Consider the following 19,645-nt stretch of genomic DNA (forward strand, 5'->3'; position numbering starts at 1 on the left):
GAAATTCAGATTTGGATGTGGTAGGGGCGGTCCATTCTTGTACCCAGGGAAGGTGCCCGGTAAACTACGGTGCCAAGGTGCTGCGGCTTGACGAGCTAATCCCCCTTTCCAGGGGCGTGTTGTTTTTCGGGAGCACTTGTGGAGGCGGGCATGAGGGAAGCGGTGATCCTCGAGGCGGTGCGCACCCCCATCGGCAAAAGGAACGGGGCCCTTAGGGCGTGGCGGCCCGACGCCCTTTACGCCGAGGTCTTGAACGCCCTCTTGGCGCGAAGCGGCCTGGACCCCACCTGGGTGGGGGACGTGATCACCGGGTGCGTGACCCAGGCGGGGGAGCAGGGGGCCAACGTGGGGCGGCTTGGCGTCCTCCTTTCCCGCCTGCCCCAGGAGGTGCCGGCGGTGACGCTGAACCGCATGTGCGGCTCGAGCCAGCAGGCGGTGCACTTCGCCGCCCAGGCCATCGCCGCCGGGGACCTGGACTTCGCCATCGCCGGGGGGGTGGAGAGCATGACCCGGGTTCCCATGTTCTCGGACATCGGGGGCGGGTTCCACACGCTGAACCCCGAGCGCTTCGCCAAGTACGAGCTGGTGCACCAGGGGGAAAGCGCCGAGCGCATCGCCCGGCTTTACGGGTTTTCCCGGCGGGACCTGGATGAGTGGAGCCTCCTTTCCCACCGCCGGGCGCAAAGGGCCACGGAGGAGGGCCGTTTCCTTAGCCAGATGCTTCCCCTCACCGGCCTGGACGCCGAGGGAAAGTCTTTTCTCCTAAAGCGGGACGAGGGTATCCGCCCAGACACGAGCCTGGAAAAGCTCTTAGCCCTCAAGCCCGCCTTCCGGGAGGACGGCCTCATCACCGCGGGAAACAGCAGCCAGATCTCGGACGGGGCAGCGGCCTTGCTCCTGGGCGAACGGGAAAAGGCCTTGGCCCTGGGCCTTAGGCCCCGGGCCCGCTTCCTGGCCCGGGTGGTGGTGGCGGGGGACCCGACCCTGCAGCTTCTGGAGATCCTCCCCGCCACGCGGAAGGCCTTGGAGCGGGCCGGGCTTGCTCTAAGCGACCTGGACGTGATAGAGGTGAACGAGGCCTTCGCCAGCGTGGTCCTGGCCTTCCTCAAGGAGTTTCAGCCGGACCCCGAAAGGGTGAACCCAAACGGGGGGGCCATCGCCCTGGGCCACCCCTTGGGGGCCACGGGGGCCATCCTCATGACCAAGCTCCTCCACGAGCTGGAAAGGCGGGACGGGGAGTTCGGCCTGCAGGTGATGTGCATCGGCCACGGCCAGGCCACGGCCACGGTGATCCAAAGGCTATAGGAGGGGTATGGAAAGGAGCGCGTTGGTGACGGGTGGGGCCTCGGGACTTGGGCGGGCCACCGCCTTGGCCCTGAAGGCCAGGGGCTACCGGGTGGTGGTCCTGGACCTAAAGCGAGGGGAAGAGGACCTCCTTTACGTGGAGGGGGACGTGCGGGAGGAGGCGGACGTGGCCCGGGCTTTAGCCCTGGCACGGGAGGGTGGGCCCCTCTTCGCCGTGGTGAACGCCGCGGGCATCGGCCTGGCCCAGAGAATTGTGGGCCGGGATGGGCCCCATGACCTGGGAAGCTTCCGCAAGGTATTGGAGGTGAACCTGGTGGGCACCTTCAACGTCCTCCGCCTGGCGGCCTCCGCCATGCGGGAAAACCTGCCCGATGCCGAAGGGCAGCGGGGCGTCATCGTGAATACCGCCAGCGTGGCGGCCTACGAGGGGCAGGTCGGCCAGGCGGCCTACGCCGCAAGCAAGGGGGGCGTGGTGGCCCTCACCCTCCCCGCCGCCAGGGAGCTCGCCGAGTGGGGCATCCGGGTGGTGGCCATCGCCCCAGGCCTCTTTGACACCCCCCTCCTCCAGGGCCTTCCCGAGAAGGCGCGGGCCTCCCTGGCGGAGCAGGTGCCCTTCCCCAAGCGACTGGGCCGCCCGGAGGAGTACGCCCTTCTGGTCCTCCACGTCCTGGAAAACCCCATGCTGAACGGGGAGGTGATCCGCTTGGATGGCGCCTTGCGCATGGCCCCCCGGTAAGGTCTTGGACCTCACCCGCCTCCTGCCCGGGCCCTTGGCGGGGAAGCTCCTTTTGGAGTTGGGCTTTTCCGTCCTCAAGGTGGAGCCCCCCGCCGGGGACCCCTTGCAGGCGTTGGCCCCGGAAGCTTACCGCTTTCTAAACGCCGGGAAGGAGGTGCGGGTCCTGGACCTGAAGGCGGAGGAGGGGCGGGAGGCCCTTTTGGCGCTGGTGGGGGAGGCGGCCATCCTCCTCGAGGCCAACCGCCCCGGGGTGATGGAACGCCTCGGCCTGGGGCCAGAGGTCCTCCTGGCGCATAACCCCCGCCTGGTCTACGCCCGGCTTCGGGGCTACCCCGAGGGGGACGACCCCGGGCACGACCTCACCTACCTGGCGGAGGCGGGGCTTTTGGGCCGCTTTCCCTGGCGGGCCTTCCAGTTCGCTGACCTGGCCGGGGCCTCCGCTTTGGCCCTCGCTGCCCTGAAGGGCCTGCTCCTTGGGGGCGGGGTCTATGAGGTGGCCCTCTCCGAGGCGGTAAAGGCGGTGGCCTACCCGCCCATCCCCTTTTTGGACGGCTCCGTCCTCTGCTACGGGGTCTACCCCACCCAGGAAGGGGAGGTGGCCCTGGCCGCCCTGGAGCCCCACCTTTGGGCCCGGTTCTGCCAGCGGGCGGGGCTTCCTGAACTATTGGGGGCCGCCTTCAGCCCAGCTTCCCCGGAGAACCCCGCCTACGCCAAGCTCCTCGCCTTCTTCGCCGAGCGGCCCGCCCACGCCCTCGAGGCCTGGGCCAAGGAGGAGGGGCTTCCCCTGAGGCGGGTGCGGGGCTAGACCCACCAGGCGAGGGGCCTATGGGGGAAGGCCTTGGGGGCCACCTTCTCCCCCTTGGGGTGGCGCTCCCCGTGGTAGTGGGGGAAGGCGTAGACCTCCAGGACCTCCTCCACCAGGTTCACGAGCCAGACCTCCGGCACCCCCGCCCTCTGGTAGAGGGGAAGCTTCAGGCTGCGGTCCTGGACCAGGGTGGTGTCGGCGATCTCCACCACGAGGAGGGCGTCCTGCGCCGTGGGCGGCCGTTCGTCGTACCGGCTTTCCGGGGGTGCCAGGAGGACGAGATCGGGCTCCGGCTCCGAGGTTTCGGAAAGCCGGAGAGGTATCTGGGAGGCCACCAACGCCTCCCCGCCGAAGGCCTCGCTAAAGACCTTGGTTAGGTGGATGAGGTAGCGGATGTGGTTCTTCCCCATGGGCGACACGGCGTAAACCTCCCCCTCCAAGAGCTCCACCCGCTCGGGGAGCGCCCCCGCCTCGTAGGCCTTGTGGTAGGCCTCCACGGTGAAGCGGTGCTTGACCATCTCCCCTGAGTATACTCGGGGCCGTGCTGGGGCTTTACCACGCCGCCCGGGCCCTGGGCCTAAGGCCCGCCCTTTTGGAGTCCTTGGGGCCCCGCACCCCCTTTTCCCGCCTTTCCCTCCTGGGGGGTGAGGCCAAGGCACCGCCTCGAGGTCCTGGAGGGCCGGCTTTACCTGGACGGGAGGCGGGTGGGGGAGGCCCTGGACCTTTTCCGCTACCTGAATAAGGGCTTGGGGAAGGGCTTTTTCCCCGCCTGGATCGGCTTTTTCGCCTACGAGTTCGCCCGCCACCTGGGCCTTCCCACCCACGCTCCCCTCCCCGGCCTCCCCGAGGCGGCCTTCCTCTACTACCCCGAGGGCTACGCCCTCCTGGAGGGAAGGCTCGTGGCGCGCTCCTCTTTTGCCCTGCGGCCCCTCCCCTACACCCCGCCCCCCTTGCCCCCGTACCCCTTGGTCTCCGACTTTCCCCGGGAGGCCTTCCTGCGGGGGGTGGCGGAGGTCCAGGAAAGGATCCGGGCCGGGGTGGTTTACCAGGTGAACCTCTCCCACCGCTTCCGCCTCCTGGGCGCCGTGGACCCCCTTCTCCTCTACGCCCGCCTCCGGGCGCTAAACCCTTCCCCCTTCATGGGCCTCTTGGAGGGGGAAGGGTGGGCCGTGGTCTCGGGAAGCCCAGAGCGGCTCTTCCAGAAGGTGGGCGGCCACCTCCTCGCCCGGCCCATCGCCGGCACCCGGCCCCGGGGGAGGACGGAGGCGGAGGACCTGGCCTTGGAGGCGGAGCTCCTTTCCTCGCCCAAGGAGCGGGCGGAGCACGCCATGCTGGTGGACCTCCTGCGCAACGACCTGGCCCGGGTGGCCCTCCCGGGCACGGTGCGGGTGCGGGAGCTTTTCACCGTGGAGCGCTACGCCCACGTGATGCACCTGGTCTCCGAGGTGGAGGGGTACACCCGTGCCCCCTTGGGGGCGGTCTTCCGCAGCCTCTTCCCCGGGGGCACCATCACCGGGGCTCCCAAGGGCACGGTGATGGAGGCCATCCGGGACTTGGAGCCCGTGCCCCGGGGGGCCTACACGGGAAGCCTGGGCTACGTCTCGGGCCGGGGGGCGGACTTTAATATCCTCATCCGCTCCTTCCAGAAGGTGGGGGAGGAGGTGCTCTTCTCCGCCGGGGCGGGGATCGTCATCGCCTCTTTGCCCGAGCGGGAGTACGAGGAAACCTTGCACAAGGCGCAAAGCCTCCTCCTGGCCCTGGAGCGGGGCAGGCCGGGGGCCAGGCCCCATCCCCCTAAGGCCACCGCCTCCTGGGGCCCCCCGCCTCCCCCGAGGCGGCTTCGCGCCCGGGTGCTCTTCCTGGAGAACCGGGACTCCTTCAGCTACAACCTGGTGGACTACCTCCGGGCCCTGGGGGCGGAGGTCCACGTGGTGGACCAGGAGGAGGCCCCGGACCTTTCCGGTTTTACCCACCTGGTGGTGGGCCCGGGGCCCAAGGACCCCTACACGGCGGGCCAGGTCCTGGCGTGGACGGAAAGGGCGTTGAGGGAGGGCATCCCCCTCTTGGGCGTCTGCCTGGGCCACCAGGCCCTGGGGGTGGCCTTGGGGGGGGAGCTCTACCGCGAGGCCCCAGTTCACGGGGAGGCCCACCTGGTCTTCCACAGGGGCGAGGCCCTCTTTAGGGGCTTTCCCAACCCCTTGCCCTTCGCCCGCTACCACTCCCTGGCCCTAAGGCGCCTTCCCCCTTCCCTCCGCCTCCTGGCCTGGACGGAAGACGGCGTGCCCATGGCCCTTTGGGACGGGAAAAAGGCCTTTGGCGTTCAGTTCCATCCCGAAAGCATCCTCTCCCCTTGGGGCATGGAGCTTTTGGCCCGCTTCTTGGAGGTGGCATGAGGCTTCTAAACGGCGAACCCCTTGCCGGCCCCTGGCCCGAGGCCTTCTGCTACCACGGGGCAAGCGTCTTCACCACCTTGCGGGTGGAAAGGGGTGAGCCCCTCTGGCTCGAGGCCCACCTCTTCCGCCTGCGCCGCCACGCCCAGGCCCTGGGCCTCCCCTACCCGGGGGACGGGGCTTTCCTAAAGGACCTTCAAGCCCTCCTCGCCCACTTCCCAGGCGCTTCCTGCCTGCGGGTGCGGCTTACTGTGGGGGAAGGGGTGCGGCTTGCGGAGGCCAGGCCCTACACCCCGCCTCCCCAAAGCGCCTACCGGGAGGGGGTGAAGGCGGTCCTCACCCCCTACCGCGTCCACCCGGACCTCGCCCCCTACAAGACGGGCAACTACCTGCCCTACCGCCTGGCCCAAAGGTGGGCCGAGGCGCGGGGGGCCTTTGAGGGCCTCCTCCTGGACGCCTGGGGGCACGTGGTGGACGGAAGCCGCACGAGCCCCCTGCTTTTCCGGGAAGGCACCCTATACGTGCTGGAGGGGGGCCTCGAGGGCATCACCCGGGAGGAGGTGGCCAAGAAGGCCAAGGAGCTTGGCCTTTCCGTGGCGCGGGCCTTCTTGCGCCCTCAGGAGCTTTCCGGCACCCTCTTCCTTGCGGGAAGCGGGGTGGGGCTTTTGCCCGTGGGGAAGCCGGAGGAGGCCCTTCTTCCCCTTGTGGAGGCTTTCCTTCCCGCCTGCTATACTGAATAGCGGTACCGCCAGCCCAAGGCCTTGGGCTGGTGCCCCTTTTTACCCGGAGGGATGCGCATGAAGAAGCCGGTTTACCTCACTCCCGAAGGTTATAGGCGCCTTCAGGAGGAACTGCACCACCTGAAGACCACCAAGCGGCAGGAGATCTCCGCCGACTTTGAGCAGGCCCTGGAGGAGGGCGACCTCAGGGAAAACGCCGGATACGACGAGGCGCGGCGGGCCATGTGGCAGAACGAGGCCCGCATCGCCCAGCTGGAAGACCTCCTCTCCCGGGCGGTGGTGGTGGAGGGGAACGGCACCTACGAGGAGGTGGCCCTGGGCTGCCAGGTGGAGCTGGAAACGGAGGCGGGTGAAAGACTTTCCTTGGCCATCGTGGGGAGCCACGAGGCGGACATCTTTAGCGGCAAAATCTCCGACGAGTCCCCCCTAGGCCAGGCCCTTTTGGGCAAGAAGGTGGGGGACGTGGTGGAGATCCGGGGCAAGAAGGGCGCCCAGGTCTACACCATCTTGGAGATCAAGCCCCTATAGGAGGCTTGCGCTCCGCAAGGGGCCTAGGGCCTCCTCCACGTGGCGCTTGAGGGCAAGGAATAACCGGTCCAAGGGGGCTTCTTCCAGGTAGGGCAGAGCCTCCCCCCCTGGGAGGTGGAGGACGGCGCGAAGGGCCTCCACCCCCTTTTCCCCCAGGTACACCCCCTCCTCGGCGAGCCGCCCCTCCTTGAGGTGAAGCCCCGGGCCCAGGAGATTGGGGGCGAGCCCCCCCGCCTTCACCACCCGCCACCCGGCCCAAACCAGGGGGAGGAGGGGGTTTGCGTGCTTGGCGATGCCCCGGAGGCCCGAAACGAAGAGGGGGTAAACCTTGGGCGCCGCCTCGGGGGAGGCCAGGCGGTAGGCGAGCTCCGCCAAGAAGGAGGCGTAAAGGTAGCGGCGGGGTTCTTCCAGGCCAAAAAGCCTACCCAAAAGCTCCGCCTGGGTCAGGGTGGGGAGGCCTTCCTTTCTGGCATAGACCTGGAAGCGCACGTGGTGGAAGAGGGAAAGCCGCCCCGAGCGGCCCGTGGGCCGCAGGCCCTTCTTGGCCACGGCCTCGAGGCTCCCCTGGGGCGTGACGAAGCGGAGGAGAAGATCCCCCTGGGGCAGGGCCTTCCGCCCCACCACCACGCCCTCTTCCAACCGGTAGCGCTCCACGTTCCCAGTGTATGCTGAAGGCATGGAACGGAGCCTAAGGGACATCCTGGAGTGGGTGGTTTTGGGCCTTTTGGTGGTGGTGGGGGTCCTCCTCGCCCTCTGGGTGGGGGGATGGGTGTTCAGCTTTTTGGGCAAGGTCCTCCTCGCCCTTTCCGGTCTTATCTGGACCCTGTTGGTGTACGCCATCCCCCTCCTCATCCTGGCGGGCATCGGGTACGGCGTGGTTTACTTCCTGCAGAAGCGAAGCGCCTGAGCTCTTGACAGCACTCCACCCATGGTTTAGCCTCCCCCTGAACGCCAGGGGGAGGTGATGTTTCGTGGATAGAAGGATTTTGCTTCGCCTGGGGGCTTGGTTGGGGGCGGGAGCCTTGTTGCGGGCTCAGGCCAACGAGCGGGTTGAGTATAAAGACTTCAAGAAGGAAGCGCCCATCTCCGTGATCTACCACGCGGACTTTGGCGATCCCAACCGCTTCGGCCAGATGCTTACCAACATCAGCAACCACCTGTCCGTGTACGACAACGACCCCTTCAAGGTGAAAATCGTGGTGGTCGCCCACGGGGCGGGGGTGCAGTTCTTTCTCAAGGACTTGGAGGGCACGCCCTGGGCCAACGCCCAGTATGACCGCGAGGCCATCTTTAGCCGCGTGAAGCAGCTGGCCCAACTGGGGGTGGAGTACTACCTTTGCGAAATCACCTTCGCCCGCAACAACATTCCTAAAGACAAGCTTCGGCCCGACGAGTTCTTAAAGTGGGTGCCCTCCGGGGTTGGGGCCTTGGGAGAGCTGCAAGCGAAGGGGTACGCCTACATCAAGGTGGGTTAGACCTCGAGGGCCTCGTGGGGGCCATATAATGCCCCCATGCGGCTTTTATTCATCGGGGACGTGATGGCCGAGCCCGGTCTTCGGGCGGTGAGCCTGCACCTGCCGGACATCCGGGACCGGTACGACCTGGTCATCGCCAACGGGGAAAACGCCGCCAAGGGCAAAGGCCTAGACAAGCGCTCCTACCGCCTTTTGCGGGAGGCGGGGGTGGACCTCGTCACCTTGGGCAACCACGCTTGGGACCACAGGGAGGTGTACGAGCTTTTGGAGAAGGAACCCGTGGTGCGGGCCCTCAACTACCCCCCAGGCACCCCGGGTCGGGGTTGGTGGCGGCTTAGCGCCAACGGGGAAACCCTCCTCTTCGTCCAGGTGATGGGCCGGGTCTTCATGGACCCCCTGGACGACCCCTTCCGCGCCCTGGACGCCCTTTTGGCCCAAGAGAAGGCGGACTATGTATTGGTGGAGGTCCACGCCGAGGCCACCAGCGAGAAGATGGCCCTGGCCCACTACCTGGATGGGCGCGTGGCCGCCGTTTTGGGCACCCACACCCACGTGCCCACCCTGGACGCCATGCGGCTTCCCAAGGGAACGCTTTACCAGACCGACGTGGGCATGACCGGCACCTACCAGTCCATCATCGGCGGCGAGGTAGAGACCTTCCTGGCCCGCTTCCTCACCGGCCGGCCCCAGCCCTTCCGCGCCGCCCAGGGCAAGGCGCGGCTGCACGCCACGGAGCTCGTTTTGGAAGGGGGTAAGCCGGTTTCCATAAGCCCGTACGTGTGGGAGGAGCCGTGAGCGACCCCTTTGAGCTCCTCAAAGCCGAGGTGGACCTCTTAGGCCGCCTGCTGGGGGAGGCCATCAGAAAGGTTTCCGGGGAGCGCTTCTTCGCCTTGGTGGAGGAGGTGCGCCTCTTGGCCAAGGGGCGGCGCCAAGGGGAGGCGGGGGCGGGGGAGGCCCTGTTGCGGCGGGTGGAGGGCCTTTCCGTGGAGGAGGCAGAGGCTTTGGTGCGGGCCTTTACCCACTACTTCCACCTGGTGAACCTGGCGGAGGAGCGGCACCGGGTGCGGGTGAACCGCCTAAGGGCCCAGGCGGAAACCCCGGAAAACCCCAGGCCCGAGGGCTTCTTGGCCCTGGCCCAGGCCCTGAAGGCCCGGGGGCTTTCCCTGGAGGAGGCGGAGGCGCACCTGAACCGCCTGGAGCTTGTCCTCACCTTCACCGCCCACCCCACGGAAACCCGCCGCCGCACCTTGCGGCACCACTTGGAAAGGTTGCAGGAGGAGCTGGAAGGCGAGGACCGGGCGCGCCTTGCGGCCCGGGTCGCCCTCCTCTACGCCACGGAGGAGGTGCGCAAGGCGAGGCCCAGCGTGGAGGACGAGATCAAGGGGGGGCTCTACTACCTGCCCACCACCTTGTGGGAGGCCATCCCCAAGGTGGTGGCGGGCCTCGAGGCCGCCTTGGAGCGGGTTTACGGCCGGCGCCCCCGCCTCCAAAGCCCGGTGCGCTTCCGCAGTTGGATCGGCGGCGACCGGGACGGGAACCCCTACGTCACCCCAGAGGTCACCGCCTTCGCCAGCCGCTACGCCAGGACAGCGGCGCGGGAAAAGTTCCTGGAGGCGCTTGGGGGCCTGGTGCGGGACCTTTCCCTTTCCGAGGCCCGCCTGCCCGTGCCCAAGGAGGTGCGGGCAGGCGGGGAGGGCGTGGAGCGCTTCCCCGGGGAGCCCTACCGCCGCTACTTCGCCGCCCTTTACCGGGCCCTGGAGGGGGAAGCCCTCTCCACCGAGGACCTTGCCCGGGCCCTAAGGGTGGCGGAAAAGGGGCTAGAGGGGGTGGGGCTCGCCCAGGTGGCGGAGGTCTTCCTGAAACCCTTGGAGGCGAGACTTTCCGCCTTCGGCTTGGAACTCGCCCCCTTGGACCTTAGGGAGGAGTCGGGGAAGCTATTGGAGGCGGCGGCGGAGCTTTTGCGCCTGGGGGGTGTCCACGGCGCCTTCCTTTCCCTGGCCCCGGAGGAGCAAGAAGCCCTCCTCACCGAGGAGCTCAAGACCCCCCGCCCCCTTCTGCCCGTGGGGGAGTCGCCCCAAGGGGAGGCCTTGCGGGTGGCCTTGGGGGCGCTTAGGGCCTGGGGGGACAAGGGGGCCCACGTGGTTTCCATGACTCACCACCCCGCCGACCTCCTCGCCGTCTTCCTCCTGGCCCGGGAGGTGGGGCTTTACCGCCCGGGAAAGCCCCTTCCCTTTGACGTGGTCCCCCTCTTTGAAACCCTGGAGGACCTGAACCGGGCCCCTGGGGTCCTAAAGCGCCTCCTGCAAAACCCCGTCTTCCGCGCCCACGCCGAGGGGCGGGGCGGGGTGGAGGTGATGATCGGCTACTCCGACTCCAACAAGGACGCTGGCTTCCTCATGGCCAACCTGGCCCTTTACGAGGCCCAAGAGGCCCTCCACGCCGTGGGGGAGGCGGAGGGTGTTCCCGTTTTCTTTTTCCACGGCCGGGGCACCTCCACCGCCCGGGGTGGGGGGCCGGCGGGCCGGGCCATCGCCAGCCTCCCCGTAAGGAGCGTGGGGCGCCGCCTCCGCCTCACGGAGCAGGGGGAGGCCCTGGCGGACCGCTACGCCCACCCGGACCTGGCGGTGCGCCATCTGGAACAGCTCCTCTTCCACTTCGCCCAGGCGGCCTTGGGGGAGGGGGTGGAGCCCAGGCCCGAGTTCCGTCAGGCCCTTTGGGAGGCGGGGGAAAGGAGCATGGAGCGCTACCGGGCGCTCCTCCAGCAGGAAGGGTTTTTCCCCTTTTTTGAGGCCTTTACCCCCATCCGGGAGATCGGCGAGCTTCCCATCGCCAGCCGCCCCGTCTACCGCCACGGCCGGGTGCGGGACATCCGGGACCTGCGGGCCATCCCTTGGGTCATGGCCTGGACCCAGGTGCGCCTGCTCCTGCCGGGGTGGTACGGGCTTTCCGCCTTGGAAAGCCTTCCCCTTTCCCTCCTCCAGGCCATGTATCGGGAGTGGCCCTTCTTCGCCACCACCTTGGAAAGCGCTGCCATGGCCTTGGCCAAGGCGGACCTGGGGATCGCCGCCTTGTACCTGCGCCTGGTGCCCGAGGGGCTTCGGGGTTTCTTCCAGCACCTGGCGGAGGAGTACCAGAAGACCGTGGACCTTCTGCAGGCCATTTTTGAGGCCCCCTTGCTTCACAACCAAAAGACCCTGGAGCGGCAAATCGGCCTCAGGAACCCTTACGTGGACCCCATCAACTTCGTTCAGGCGGAGCTCCTCCGCCGCTACCGGGCCCCCGGGGGCCGGGAGGACGAGGGCTTGCGGCGGGCCCTTCTCCTTTCCCTCCTGGGGGTGGCGGCGGGGCTCAGGAACGCCGGCTAGACCGGTATGATGGGGGCGATGGAACCCCTTGGCCACCACCAGGACCAGCGGGTGGGCGTTTTCGTGGACACCCAGAACCTGTACCATTCCGCCCGGGACTACTACGAGCGCAACGTCAACTTTGAAAGCCTCCTCCGCTATGCCGTGGGGGGAAGGCGCCTGGTGCGGGCCACCGCCTACGTGGTGGAGAAGGAGGGGGACACCTCCGCCTGGCCGTTTATTTACAAGCTCTCCACCATCGGCTACCGGGTGCGGCGCATGTACCTCACGGTGAAGGAGGTGGGGGAGGGCGGCAAACCCATCTACGAGGGGAACTGGGACATGGGCATCGCCGCGGACATGGTGCGGCTCATGCCCTATTTGGACGTGGTGGTTTTGGGAAGCGGTGACGGGGACTTCGTGGAGATCCTCGAGGTCCTCATGGAGCGGGGCATCCGGGTGGAGGTGATCGCCTTCCGCGAAACCACCGCCCAGAAGCTCATTGACGCCGTGGACCGCTTCGTCCACCTCCCCGACATCCCCAACCCCTTCATGGAGCCGAAGAATGCCGGATGAGCGAGCTTGACCTCTACGATTACCACCTGCCCCCCGAGCAGATCGCCCAGGCGGGGGTGGAGCCCCGGGACGCCGCCCGGATGATGGTGGTCTACCGGGAAGGCCCCTTCAGGGTGGACCACCGGCGGGTGCGGGACCTCCCCGCCTTTTTACGCCCGGGGGACGTGTTGGTCTTCAACGAGAGCAAGGTGATCCCCGCCCGCCTCCTGGCCCAAAAGCCCACGGGGGGCCGGGTGGAGATCCTTTTGGTGCGGGAGAAGGCCCCGGGGCTTTGGGAGGCCCTTTTGGGCCCGGCCCGGAGGGCGCCCGTGGGCACAAGGCTGGCGCTCCTTTCCCCCAAGGACTTAGGGCCCGTGGAGGGCCTTGAGGCGGAGGTGGTGGGGGTGGAGCCCGATGGGGTGCGGCTTCTCCGCTTCCAAGGGGATTTGGCCGCCCACCTGGAAGCGGTGGGGGAGGTGCCCCTCCCCCCTTACATCAAGGCCCAGATCCCTTTGGAGCGCTACCAGACCGTGTACGCCAAGCGCCCGGGGTCCGTGGCCGCCCCCACCGCCGGCCTCCACTTCACCCCCGAGCTTCTGGACCGCTTGGCGGCCATGGGGGTGGAGCTTTGCTTCCTCACCCTCCACGTGGGCCCCGGCACCTTCCGCCCCATCAAGGGGGAGGTGGAGAAGCACGAGATGCACGCTGAGCCCTTTGAGATCCCCGAGGCCACCGCCGTAGCGGTGAACCGCGCCCGGGCCGAGGGGCGCAGGGTGGTGGCGGTGGGGACCACGGTGGTGCGGGCCCTGGAGAGCGCTTGGCACGAAGGGGAAGGGGTGGTGCCAGGGGCGGGGGAGACCAGGCTCTTCATCCGCCCGCCCTACACCTTCCGGGCCATAGACGCCCTCTTCACCAACTTCCACCTGCCCCGCTCCACCCTCCTCATGCTGGTGGCTGCCTTCTTGGGGCGGGAGCGGACCCTCGAGGCCTACCGCCTGGCGGTGGCGGAGGGGTACCGCTTTTACTCCCTGGGGGATGCCATGCTCATCCTTCCCCGCCCTGAAGGTGCATGAGCCAAGCCCAGGCGGCCTCGGCCTCGAGGAGGGTGGGCTTGCGCTCGGGGGCAAACCAGGCGAGGAGGGGGGCTAAGGCTTCCGGGTCCAGGGGGCTTGGCTCGGGCGAGAGGACCAGCTTGTGGTCCCCGTCGGAAAGGGCCACCATGCCTATGAGGAACCCTACCGCCTCGGTGCCTGGAGGGAGGGGAGGCCCCAGGTAGCAGGCGTCCACCTCCTCCCCGTCCGCGGGGTTGAGGAGGCCGGGGACGAAGCCGTAGTTCACCGGGGCCGGGGCGTCCTCGCCCACAAGGACGAGCCTTCCTCCCTTGAAGGCGTAGCGCAAGGGGCTCCCCTTGCTCCACTCCACCAGCGTGCGGAGCCGCTTCATGCCAGGTTCAAAAGGAGCCGGGCCACGGTGAGGTAGATGAGGAGCCCGGAGATATCGGAGAGGGTGGCCACCAAGGGGTTGGAGACCAAGGCGGGGTCCACCCCAAACCGCCTCAGGACCACGGGGAGCATGGCCCCCACCAGGTTGGCGAAGAGGACCAAAAGGAAGAGGGCGAGCCCCACCACCGGGGCCAAGGCGGCGTGCCCGTCCAGCACCACCTTGCCCAGGAGCAACAGGGCGAGGGTCAGGCCGAGCAGGCTTCCCACCACGCTCTCCTTTAGCAACACCCTCCGCCAGTCCTTCAGGTCCAGGTCCCGGGTGGCCAGGGCGCGGATGATGAGGGTGGCGGACTGGTTGCCCGTGTTCCCCCCGGTGCCCAGGAGCACGGGCACGTAAAAGGCCAAGGCGGTCACCGCCTCCAGGAGGCTTTCAAAGCCCTGGAGGATGGAGCTCGTCACCATCCCCGTGAGGATGAGGATGACGAGCCAACGCACCCGGGCGAGCCACAGGATGATGGGGGAGGCTTGGCTGTAGACCAGGTCGGGCACGTCCACGGCGGCGAGCCGGTGGATGTCTTCGGTGGCTTCCTCCTCCAAAACGTCCAGGACGTCGTCCACCGTGACGATGCCCACGAGGCGGCCTTCCTCGTCCACCACCGGCAAGACGGTGAAGTCGTAGTCCGCCATGAGGCGGGCCACCTCCTCCTGGTCGGTGTCCGTGCGCACGTGGACCACCTTGGGGTTCATGATCTCCCGCACCCGGGTTTTGGGGTCGGCCACGATGAGGTCCCGTAGGGAGAGCACCCCCTTTAGCCGGCCCGCCTCGTCCACCACGTAGAGGTAGTAGATGGTTTCCGCGTCCGGGGCCGCCCGGCGCAGGAAGCGGAGGACCTCCTCCACCGTCATCCCTTCCCGCACCGCCACGTACTCGGGGGTCATGAGGCCGCCCGCCTCGTCCTCCTCGTACTGGGTGAGCTCTTCCACCTCGGCCCGGGTCTTGGGGTCCAGGGCCTCCTTGAGCTTGCGGTAAAGCTCGGGGTCCTCCTCCTCCACCGCCTGGAGGGCGTCCGCCAGGTCGTCCAGGGAAAGCTCCTGCAGAAGCTCCTGGGTGCGCCAGGGGGGCAGGGTTTTGAGGTACTCCGCCTGGGCCTCGGGGGGGAGGTTGGAGAAGACCTCCGCCGCCTTGTCCTTGGGGAGCAGGGTCAGGAGGACGTAGCGATGTTCGCCCTTAAGCTCGTCCCAAAGCTCCAGGAGGTCCTGGGGGTGGACCTCTTCCAGGAGGCTTTTGAGCTTGAGGGTGTCGCCGTCTTCCAGGGCTTGGAGAAGGGGGGAAAGGGTGGTTTCCACAGGCGGCCTCCTTTCTGGCTGAAGGCCGCCTGCGGGCGGCCCTCAGCGCTTAGGACTCGAGGGCAAGGGCCCTAACATAACCTTTCCCAGGGTATTCCCTGGCCTGGGCCCCGTCAACCTTGCCCGCTAGAAATGTAGGAAAAATTGAGGTTGACACGCTCAAGGGCCATGGCCTATCCTGGAGCCCGGCCTGGGGGCCGTGCACACCATGTTTGCCCAGCTAGCGGCGCGCCTACAAGAAGCCATAGACCGGCTCCGGGGCCGGGGGCGGATCACCGAGGAGGACCTGAAGGCCACCCTGCGGGAGATCCGCCGGGCCCTCATGGATGCCGACGTCAACCTGGAGGTGGCCCGGAGCTTCGTGGAGGGGGTGCGGGAAAGGGCTTTGGGCCAAAAGGTCTTGGAAAGCCTCACCCCCGCCGAGGTCATCCTGGCCACGGTGTACGAGGCCCTCAAGGAGGCCCTGGGGGGCGAGGCCAAGCTCCCCGTTCTCAAGGACAAGAACCTCTGGTTCCTGGTGGGGCTTCAGGGCTCGGGCAAGACCACCACCGCCGCCAAGCTCGCCCTTTACTACAAGGGCAAGGGGCGCCGTCCCCTCCTGGTGGCCGCCGACACCCAGCGCCCCGCCGCCCGGGAGCAGCTACGGCTTTTGGGGGAGAAGGTGGGGGTGCCGGTCCTGGAGGTGATGGACGGGGAGTCCCCGGAGTCCATCCGCCGGCGGGTGGAGGAGAAGGCCCGCCTGGAGGCCCGGGACCTGATCTTGGTGGACACCGCCGGCCGCCTGCAGATTGACGAGCCCCTCATGGCCGAGCTTTTCCGCCTCAAGGAGGTCATGCGCCCCGACGAGGTCCTCCTGGTCCTGGACGCCATGACCGGGCAGGAGGCCCTGGGCGTGGCCAAGACCTTTGACGCGCGCATCGGGGTCACGGGCCTCGTCCTCACCAAGCTGGATGGGGATGCCCGGGGTGGAGCGGCGCTTTCCGCGCGGCACGTCACGGGCAAGCCCATCTACTTCGCCGGGGTTTCCGAGCGCCCGGAGGGCCTGGAGCCCTTCTACCCCGAGCGGCTCGCCAGCCGCATCCTGGGCATGGGGGACGTGGCCACCCTGGCGGAGAAGGTGCGGCAGGCGGGCCTCGAGGCGGAAGCCCCTAAGGCCGCCAAGGACCTCACCCTGGAGGACTTCCTCAGGCAACTGCAAAATCTCAAGCGCCTGGGCTCCTTCTCCGAGATCCTGGGCATGCTCCCGGGGATGGGGAAGGTCCTTCAGGGGGTCCAGGTGGACGAAAGGGCCATCAAGCGCTTGGAGGCCATCGTCCTTTCCATGACGCCGGAGGAGCGCAAGGACCCCCGCATCCTGAACGGCTCCCGGCGCAAGCGCATCGCCAAGGGGAGCGGCACCACCGTCCAGGAGGTGAACCGCTTCATCAAGTCTTTTGAGGAAACCAAGGCCCTGATGAAGTCCCTGGAAAAGCGCAAGGGCCGGGGACTCATGGGAATGTTCAGGAGGTAGACGAGGCATGGTTAAGATCAGGCTTTCCCGGTTTGGCTCCAAGCACAACCCCCACTACCGCATCGTGGTCACCGATAGCCGCAGGAAGCGGGACGGGGCGTACATTGAAAAGATCGGCTACTACGACCCCCGCAAGACCACCCCCGACTGGCTCAAGGTGGACGTGGAGCGGGCCAAGTACTGGCTTTCCGTGGGGGCGCAGCCCACGGACACCGCCCGCCGGCTCTTGCGCCAGGCGGGGGTTTTCCGGCAGGAGGTCTAGGCCCTTTCCCTGGCGTTGGGCGGGGCGGGGGCCCCGCCTTCTTCCTTTACCATGGAGGCATGAAGGACCTGGTGGAGTACCTGGCCAAAAGCGTGGTGGACCACCCCGAGGCGGTGAGGGTGCAAGAGCGGCGCACCCGGGAGGGCCTGGTCTACCTGGTGGAGGTGGCGCAGGAGGACAAAGGGCGGCTCATTGGCAAGCAGGGCCGGGTGATAGAGGCCATCCGCACCCTGGTGCGGGCCTACGCCAAGCGCAAGGTGGGGGTGGAGGTGCGCTAAACTAAGGGTATGCGCCTGGTGGAGATCGGTCGCTTTGGCGCCCCCTACGCCCTCCAAGGCGGCCTGAAGTTCCGGGGGGAGCCGGTGGTGGCCCACCTGGAACGAGTGTACGTGGAAGGGCACGGCTGGCGGGCGGTGGAGGACCTCTACCAGGTGGCGGGGGACGTGGTGGTCCACCTGGCGGGGGTTACCACACGGGAGCTGGCGGAGGCCTTGGTGGGCCTTCGCGTCTACGCCGAGGTGGAGGACCTTCCCCCCTTGGAGGAAGGGCAGTACTACTACTTCGCCCTCATGGGCCTTCCCGTTTTCGTGGGAGGCGTTCAGGTGGGGGAAGTGGTGGACATCCTGGACGCCGGGGCCCAGGACGTCTTGGTGGTGCGGGGGGTGGGGGAGCGGCTTCGCGATCGGGCGGAGCGGCTCATTCCCCTGCAAGCCCCCTATGTGCGGGTGGAGGCGGAAGGGATCCACGTGGAGCCCATCCCCGGCCTCTTTGATGAGGAAGCTTAGAGGAGGTTTTCCTCCGGGGGTTGATGGCTGAGGTCCAAAAGGTGTTTGAGCTTCAAGGCAGCTTCCACGCCTTGGGTGCCGTAGTTGTTGTTGAAGATCACGAAGACTTTCTCCGCCCGCTCCGCCAAGGTTCGGGTGGCCTGGGCTAGATCCCGGAGCTCTTCCTCGGAGTACCGCCAGTTAAAGCGCTCGTAGGGCTTGGTGTGGGGGCCTTTCCAGGTTTCGGCGTTTCTGCCGTGGCACCGGAGGACGCTCACGGGGTGGGTGGGCTCCAGGACCCTTGGGGGGGCTTCGGGGTGGGGCGGGGCGTCCACGCTCACGTGGATGAGGCCAAGCCGGAGTAGCTCCTTTCTTACGAACCCCCAGGCGGTGTACCACTTGGGGTTGCGGAACTCCACCGCCACCCAGTAGCCCTTCGTCCTTTCCGCCAAGCGTTCCAGGTACTGGAAGCTTCGGGGCTTGGGTTCGGTCCAAGGGGGAAGGCCGAAGTGGAGGTAGCCCAGCTTGCCCGCCTGCCTCAGGGGCTCCAAGGCGGCGAAGAAGCGGTTCCAAGCCTCCTCCATCACCTCTCCCGGCACCTCCCGCTGCGCCAGGTGGCCTTCCTGCCGCGGAAGAAGGGAGCGGAGGTCCTTGGGGAGGGTTTGGGCCTCGAGGCCGTGCCCGGTGAAGGCGGAATAAGCCTTCACGTGAAAGAGGAAGCCCTCCGGGGTCCTTTCCGCCCACTTTTGCACCACCTCGGGCCGGGGGAGGGCGTAGAAGGTGCTGTCCACTTCCACGGTGTCAAAGTGCTGGGCGTAGTACCGGAGGCGCTTTTCCGGGTGCCCCTTTACCTCGGGCGGGTACCAGCCCGAGGCCAAGAGGGTTTCGTCCGTCCAACTGGCGGTGCCCACCCGGATTTCCGCCACACCTTCATGGTAAGCCCTTTAAGCGGCGGGCAGCCCCCTCGTCTTCCAGGCGGCGGGCGGGCCGAAGGCGGTGCCCAGGAGGGCAAACAAAAGGACCCGGACCATGCCCGGGTCCAGGCTTGCCCGCCTTAGAAGGCGAAGTCTTCCAGGTACCAGCGTTCCGTCTTCTTGTGTTCCTCCTTGGGGTCCATCTTTTCCGAGTGGGCCAGGAGCACCAGGAGCTTCCGCCCAGGGACGATCTCCACGTCGGTGGCCTCCCCGGTCTTCAGCCTGCGGCTAAACTCCACCGTCCACTTGGTGCCCTCGTAGGTGGCGGCGGCGGCCAGGATGGAGTTCTTGCCGCCCTCCTTCTCGTCGGGGGAGGGCGAGCCCGTGCGCTTCACTTGGTACATGTCCAAGGCGACCAGCTTGCCACCGTCCATGTAAAAGAGGTACTGGTCCGCTCCCTTCTTCTTGTCGGTTTTTTCCGGCAGGAAGCCGATGCCGATCCAGCCCTTGCTTTCGCCCTCGAGGGCCAGATACAGCGTATCCCCCACCACGCTCCAGTAGAGCGTACGCCGCTCTTCTCGTGCTTGTAGTTTTTGGCGTACTCCCCGCTGGTGATCTTGCCGTCTATCTTGGGAGCCTGGGCCAAGGCCGCGCCGAACGCCAGAACCAAAAGCCAAAGGATGCTTCGCTTCATCCTGCACCTCCGCTAGTCCTTTATGGTTATCCCCACCACGAAGGCCACAGCGCCCACGTGGGTATGGGCCAAGGCCGCCAAAACCGGCCGACTGCCTTCAAAGGCCTCCAAGAAGCCCCGAAGGGTGAAAAGGTTTACCTCCGCATCCTGGGCATTCCAAAGCAGGTGGAAGTAGGCGCCCAGGATGCCCGTGGCCACGCTGACAAGCATCCAGAGGAGGAAGGGGTAGCGCACCCACTTGCCCCGGTGGAAGAACATGAGGAGGGTGAGGGGAAACCCCACGAGGGAAACGAAGAATGGAATCCGGCTCTGCCAGCTTTCCGTCCAGTGGTCCAGGACCCAGTGCTCCATGCCGTAAAAGGCAAACCCCACTAGGGCGATCAGGAGGAAGGTGGAGCGCAAGAACTCCAAAAGCCTTTCCTCCTCGGTCTTGGCGCGGATCAGGGCTTCAATCACGGCGCACCTCCTAACGGGCCCGGTAGATGGCAAGGAGCCCCGTCACCCCCATGTGGGTGAAGGCCAAGGCCGCCAGCACCGGGCGGCTTCCCGCCATGGCCTTCATGGCCGCCTCAAACTCCCACGCCACCTCACCCTCAAAGTTCCAAAGCAGGTGGAAGTAGGCCCCCAAAATCCCGATGAAGATGGAAGCCCACATGGTGAGGATGAAGGCAAGGCGCACCCACGGGGTCTTGCGGTCAAAAAGCACCCAGAGGGTGAAGACAAAGCCCGGCACGGCCACAAAGAAGGGGATCTTGCTCTGCCAACTCTCTGTCCAGTGCCCCAGGAGGAGGAGCTCTAAGGGGTACATCACCCAGCCCACCAGGCAGAGGAGAA

At 67.2% G+C, this 19,645-nt stretch carries 23 protein-coding genes and 1 pseudogene; 16 read left to right on the plus strand and 8 right to left on the minus strand.

What is annotated here, in order from left to right:
- The first annotated feature begins 150 nt into the window (after positions 1-150).
- From QT17_RS04145 to QT17_RS04155, 3 genes are read left to right on the plus strand one after another with little or no spacing between them, the layout of a single operon-like run.
- A complete protein-coding gene (locus tag QT17_RS04145; RefSeq protein ID WP_039456744.1) occupies positions 151-1,305 on the plus strand; it encodes a thiolase family protein in 1,155 nt (384 codons plus the stop codon).
- Positions 1,306-1,312: 7 nt separating this feature from the next.
- A complete protein-coding gene (locus QT17_RS04150) occupies positions 1,313-2,041 on the plus strand; it encodes a 3-hydroxyacyl-CoA dehydrogenase (protein WP_039456747.1) in 729 nt (242 codons plus the stop codon).
- Positions 2,013-2,846 carry a CoA transferase gene (locus tag QT17_RS04155; RefSeq protein WP_039456749.1) on the plus strand — a complete coding sequence of 278 codons (834 nt, stop codon included), beginning with the start codon at positions 2,013-2,015 and terminating at the stop codon, positions 2,844-2,846. The genes QT17_RS04150 and QT17_RS04155 overlap by 29 nt, the downstream gene beginning before the upstream one ends.
- Here the strand turns inward: QT17_RS04155 and QT17_RS04160 are convergent.
- On the minus strand, positions 2,843-3,364 hold the full coding sequence (locus QT17_RS04160) for a Uma2 family endonuclease (protein WP_039456752.1): 522 nt from the start codon (positions 3,362-3,364) through the stop codon (positions 2,843-2,845). The genes QT17_RS04155 and QT17_RS04160 overlap by 4 nt on opposite strands.
- 11 nt (positions 3,365-3,375) lie before the next feature.
- On the opposite strand from QT17_RS04160, the pseudogene QT17_RS04165 reads away from it, so the two are divergent.
- The 3 genes and pseudogenes from QT17_RS04165 (at position 3,376) to greA (ending at position 6,504) form a co-directional block, all read left to right on the plus strand.
- A pseudogene (locus QT17_RS04165) lies at positions 3,376-5,239 on the plus strand (chorismate-binding protein).
- Positions 5,236-5,976, plus strand: a complete 741-nt coding sequence (locus QT17_RS04170) for an aminotransferase class IV (RefSeq protein WP_039456755.1) — start codon at positions 5,236-5,238, stop codon at positions 5,974-5,976. The pseudogene QT17_RS04165 and the gene QT17_RS04170 overlap by 4 nt, the downstream one beginning before the upstream one ends.
- A 57-nt stretch (positions 5,977-6,033) precedes the next feature.
- Positions 6,034-6,504, plus strand: a complete 471-nt coding sequence (gene greA / locus QT17_RS04175; protein ID WP_039457049.1) for a transcription elongation factor GreA — start codon at positions 6,034-6,036, stop codon at positions 6,502-6,504.
- Here greA and QT17_RS04180 read toward each other — a convergent pair.
- The gene (locus tag QT17_RS04180) at positions 6,499-7,158 is read right to left on the minus strand and encodes a DNA repair protein RecO (protein ID WP_039456757.1); all 660 of its coding nucleotides are present in this window, start codon (positions 7,156-7,158) and stop codon (positions 6,499-6,501) included. The genes greA and QT17_RS04180 overlap by 6 nt on opposite strands.
- A 22-nt stretch (positions 7,159-7,180) precedes the next feature.
- Here QT17_RS04180 and QT17_RS04185 point away from each other — a divergent pair, with 22 nt between their 5' ends.
- From QT17_RS04185 to queA, 6 genes are all read left to right on the plus strand, one after another.
- Positions 7,181-7,411: a hypothetical protein gene (locus tag QT17_RS04185; RefSeq protein WP_039456760.1), complete on the plus strand. Its 231-nt coding sequence runs from the start codon at positions 7,181-7,183 to the stop codon at positions 7,409-7,411.
- Between the two features lie 64 nt (positions 7,412-7,475).
- Entirely contained in the window at positions 7,476-7,979 is a 504-nt protein-coding gene (locus QT17_RS04190) for a DsrE family protein (protein WP_039456764.1), read from the plus strand.
- Positions 7,980-8,015: 36 nt separating this feature from the next.
- The gene (locus tag QT17_RS04195) at positions 8,016-8,774 is read left to right on the plus strand and encodes a TIGR00282 family metallophosphoesterase (RefSeq protein ID WP_039456767.1); all 759 of its coding nucleotides are present in this window, start codon (positions 8,016-8,018) and stop codon (positions 8,772-8,774) included.
- Positions 8,771-11,344, plus strand: a complete 2,574-nt coding sequence (locus QT17_RS04200; RefSeq protein WP_039456771.1) for a phosphoenolpyruvate carboxylase — start codon at positions 8,771-8,773, stop codon at positions 11,342-11,344. The genes QT17_RS04195 and QT17_RS04200 overlap by 4 nt, the downstream gene beginning before the upstream one ends.
- A gap of 18 nt (positions 11,345-11,362) precedes the next feature.
- Positions 11,363-11,899 carry an NYN domain-containing protein gene (locus QT17_RS04205; RefSeq protein WP_039456773.1) on the plus strand — a complete coding sequence of 179 codons (537 nt, stop codon included), beginning with the start codon at positions 11,363-11,365 and terminating at the stop codon, positions 11,897-11,899.
- Positions 11,896-12,951, plus strand: a complete 1,056-nt coding sequence (gene queA / locus QT17_RS04210) for a tRNA preQ1(34) S-adenosylmethionine ribosyltransferase-isomerase QueA (RefSeq protein ID WP_039456775.1) — start codon at positions 11,896-11,898, stop codon at positions 12,949-12,951. The genes QT17_RS04205 and queA overlap by 4 nt, the downstream gene beginning before the upstream one ends.
- On the opposite strand, the gene QT17_RS04215 is transcribed toward queA, so the two are convergent.
- Both QT17_RS04215 and mgtE read right to left on the minus strand, forming a co-directional pair.
- Positions 12,923-13,321, minus strand: coding sequence for an ADP-ribosylglycohydrolase (locus tag QT17_RS04215; RefSeq protein WP_039456777.1), 399 nt, complete (start codon positions 13,319-13,321; stop codon positions 12,923-12,925). The two genes, queA and QT17_RS04215, sit on opposite strands and share 29 nt — an antisense overlap.
- Complete coding sequence (mgtE, locus tag QT17_RS04220; protein WP_039456780.1) at positions 13,318-14,667, minus strand: magnesium transporter; 1,350 nt, start codon at positions 14,665-14,667, stop codon at positions 13,318-13,320. Before mgtE ends, QT17_RS04215 begins: the two co-directional genes overlap by 4 nt.
- Before the next feature lie 208 nt (positions 14,668-14,875).
- Here mgtE and ffh point away from each other — a divergent pair, with 208 nt between their 5' ends.
- The 4 genes from ffh to rimM are packed head-to-tail and all read left to right on the plus strand — an operon-like array spanning position 14,876 to position 17,224.
- Positions 14,876-16,177 carry a signal recognition particle protein gene (gene ffh, locus QT17_RS04225; protein ID WP_039456782.1) on the plus strand — a complete coding sequence of 434 codons (1,302 nt, stop codon included), beginning with the start codon at positions 14,876-14,878 and terminating at the stop codon, positions 16,175-16,177.
- Positions 16,178-16,184: 7 nt separating this feature from the next.
- Positions 16,185-16,439: a 30S ribosomal protein S16 gene (gene rpsP / locus QT17_RS04230; RefSeq protein WP_039456787.1), complete on the plus strand. Its 255-nt coding sequence runs from the start codon at positions 16,185-16,187 to the stop codon at positions 16,437-16,439.
- A gap of 59 nt (positions 16,440-16,498) precedes the next feature.
- Positions 16,499-16,717 carry a KH domain-containing protein gene (locus QT17_RS04235; protein ID WP_039456790.1) on the plus strand — a complete coding sequence of 73 codons (219 nt, stop codon included), beginning with the start codon at positions 16,499-16,501 and terminating at the stop codon, positions 16,715-16,717.
- A 9-nt stretch (positions 16,718-16,726) separates the two neighbouring features.
- Positions 16,727-17,224, plus strand: coding sequence for a ribosome maturation factor RimM (gene rimM / locus QT17_RS04240; protein ID WP_039456792.1), 498 nt, complete (start codon positions 16,727-16,729; stop codon positions 17,222-17,224).
- Here rimM and QT17_RS04245 read toward each other — a convergent pair.
- From QT17_RS04245 to QT17_RS04260, 4 genes are all read right to left on the minus strand, one after another.
- Complete coding sequence (locus tag QT17_RS04245; protein ID WP_039456796.1) at positions 17,221-18,129, minus strand: DUF72 domain-containing protein; 909 nt, start codon at positions 18,127-18,129, stop codon at positions 17,221-17,223. The genes rimM and QT17_RS04245 overlap by 4 nt on opposite strands.
- Positions 18,130-18,257: 128 nt before the next feature.
- Positions 18,258-18,665, minus strand: a complete 408-nt coding sequence (locus QT17_RS04250; RefSeq protein WP_235283728.1) for a DOMON domain-containing protein — start codon at positions 18,663-18,665, stop codon at positions 18,258-18,260.
- A gap of 158 nt (positions 18,666-18,823) precedes the next feature.
- Complete coding sequence (locus QT17_RS04255; RefSeq protein WP_039456798.1) at positions 18,824-19,267, minus strand: hypothetical protein; 444 nt, start codon at positions 19,265-19,267, stop codon at positions 18,824-18,826.
- 10 nt (positions 19,268-19,277) lie between these two features.
- Positions 19,278-19,631 carry a hypothetical protein gene (locus tag QT17_RS04260; protein WP_235283730.1) on the minus strand — a complete coding sequence of 118 codons (354 nt, stop codon included), beginning with the start codon at positions 19,629-19,631 and terminating at the stop codon, positions 19,278-19,280.
- Positions 19,632-19,645 lie beyond the last annotated feature (14 nt).

It is taken from the genome of Thermus sp. 2.9 (genome assembly GCF_000794385.1).
GTDB classification, from domain to species: Bacteria; Deinococcota; Deinococci; order Deinococcales; family Thermaceae; genus Thermus; species Thermus thalpophilus.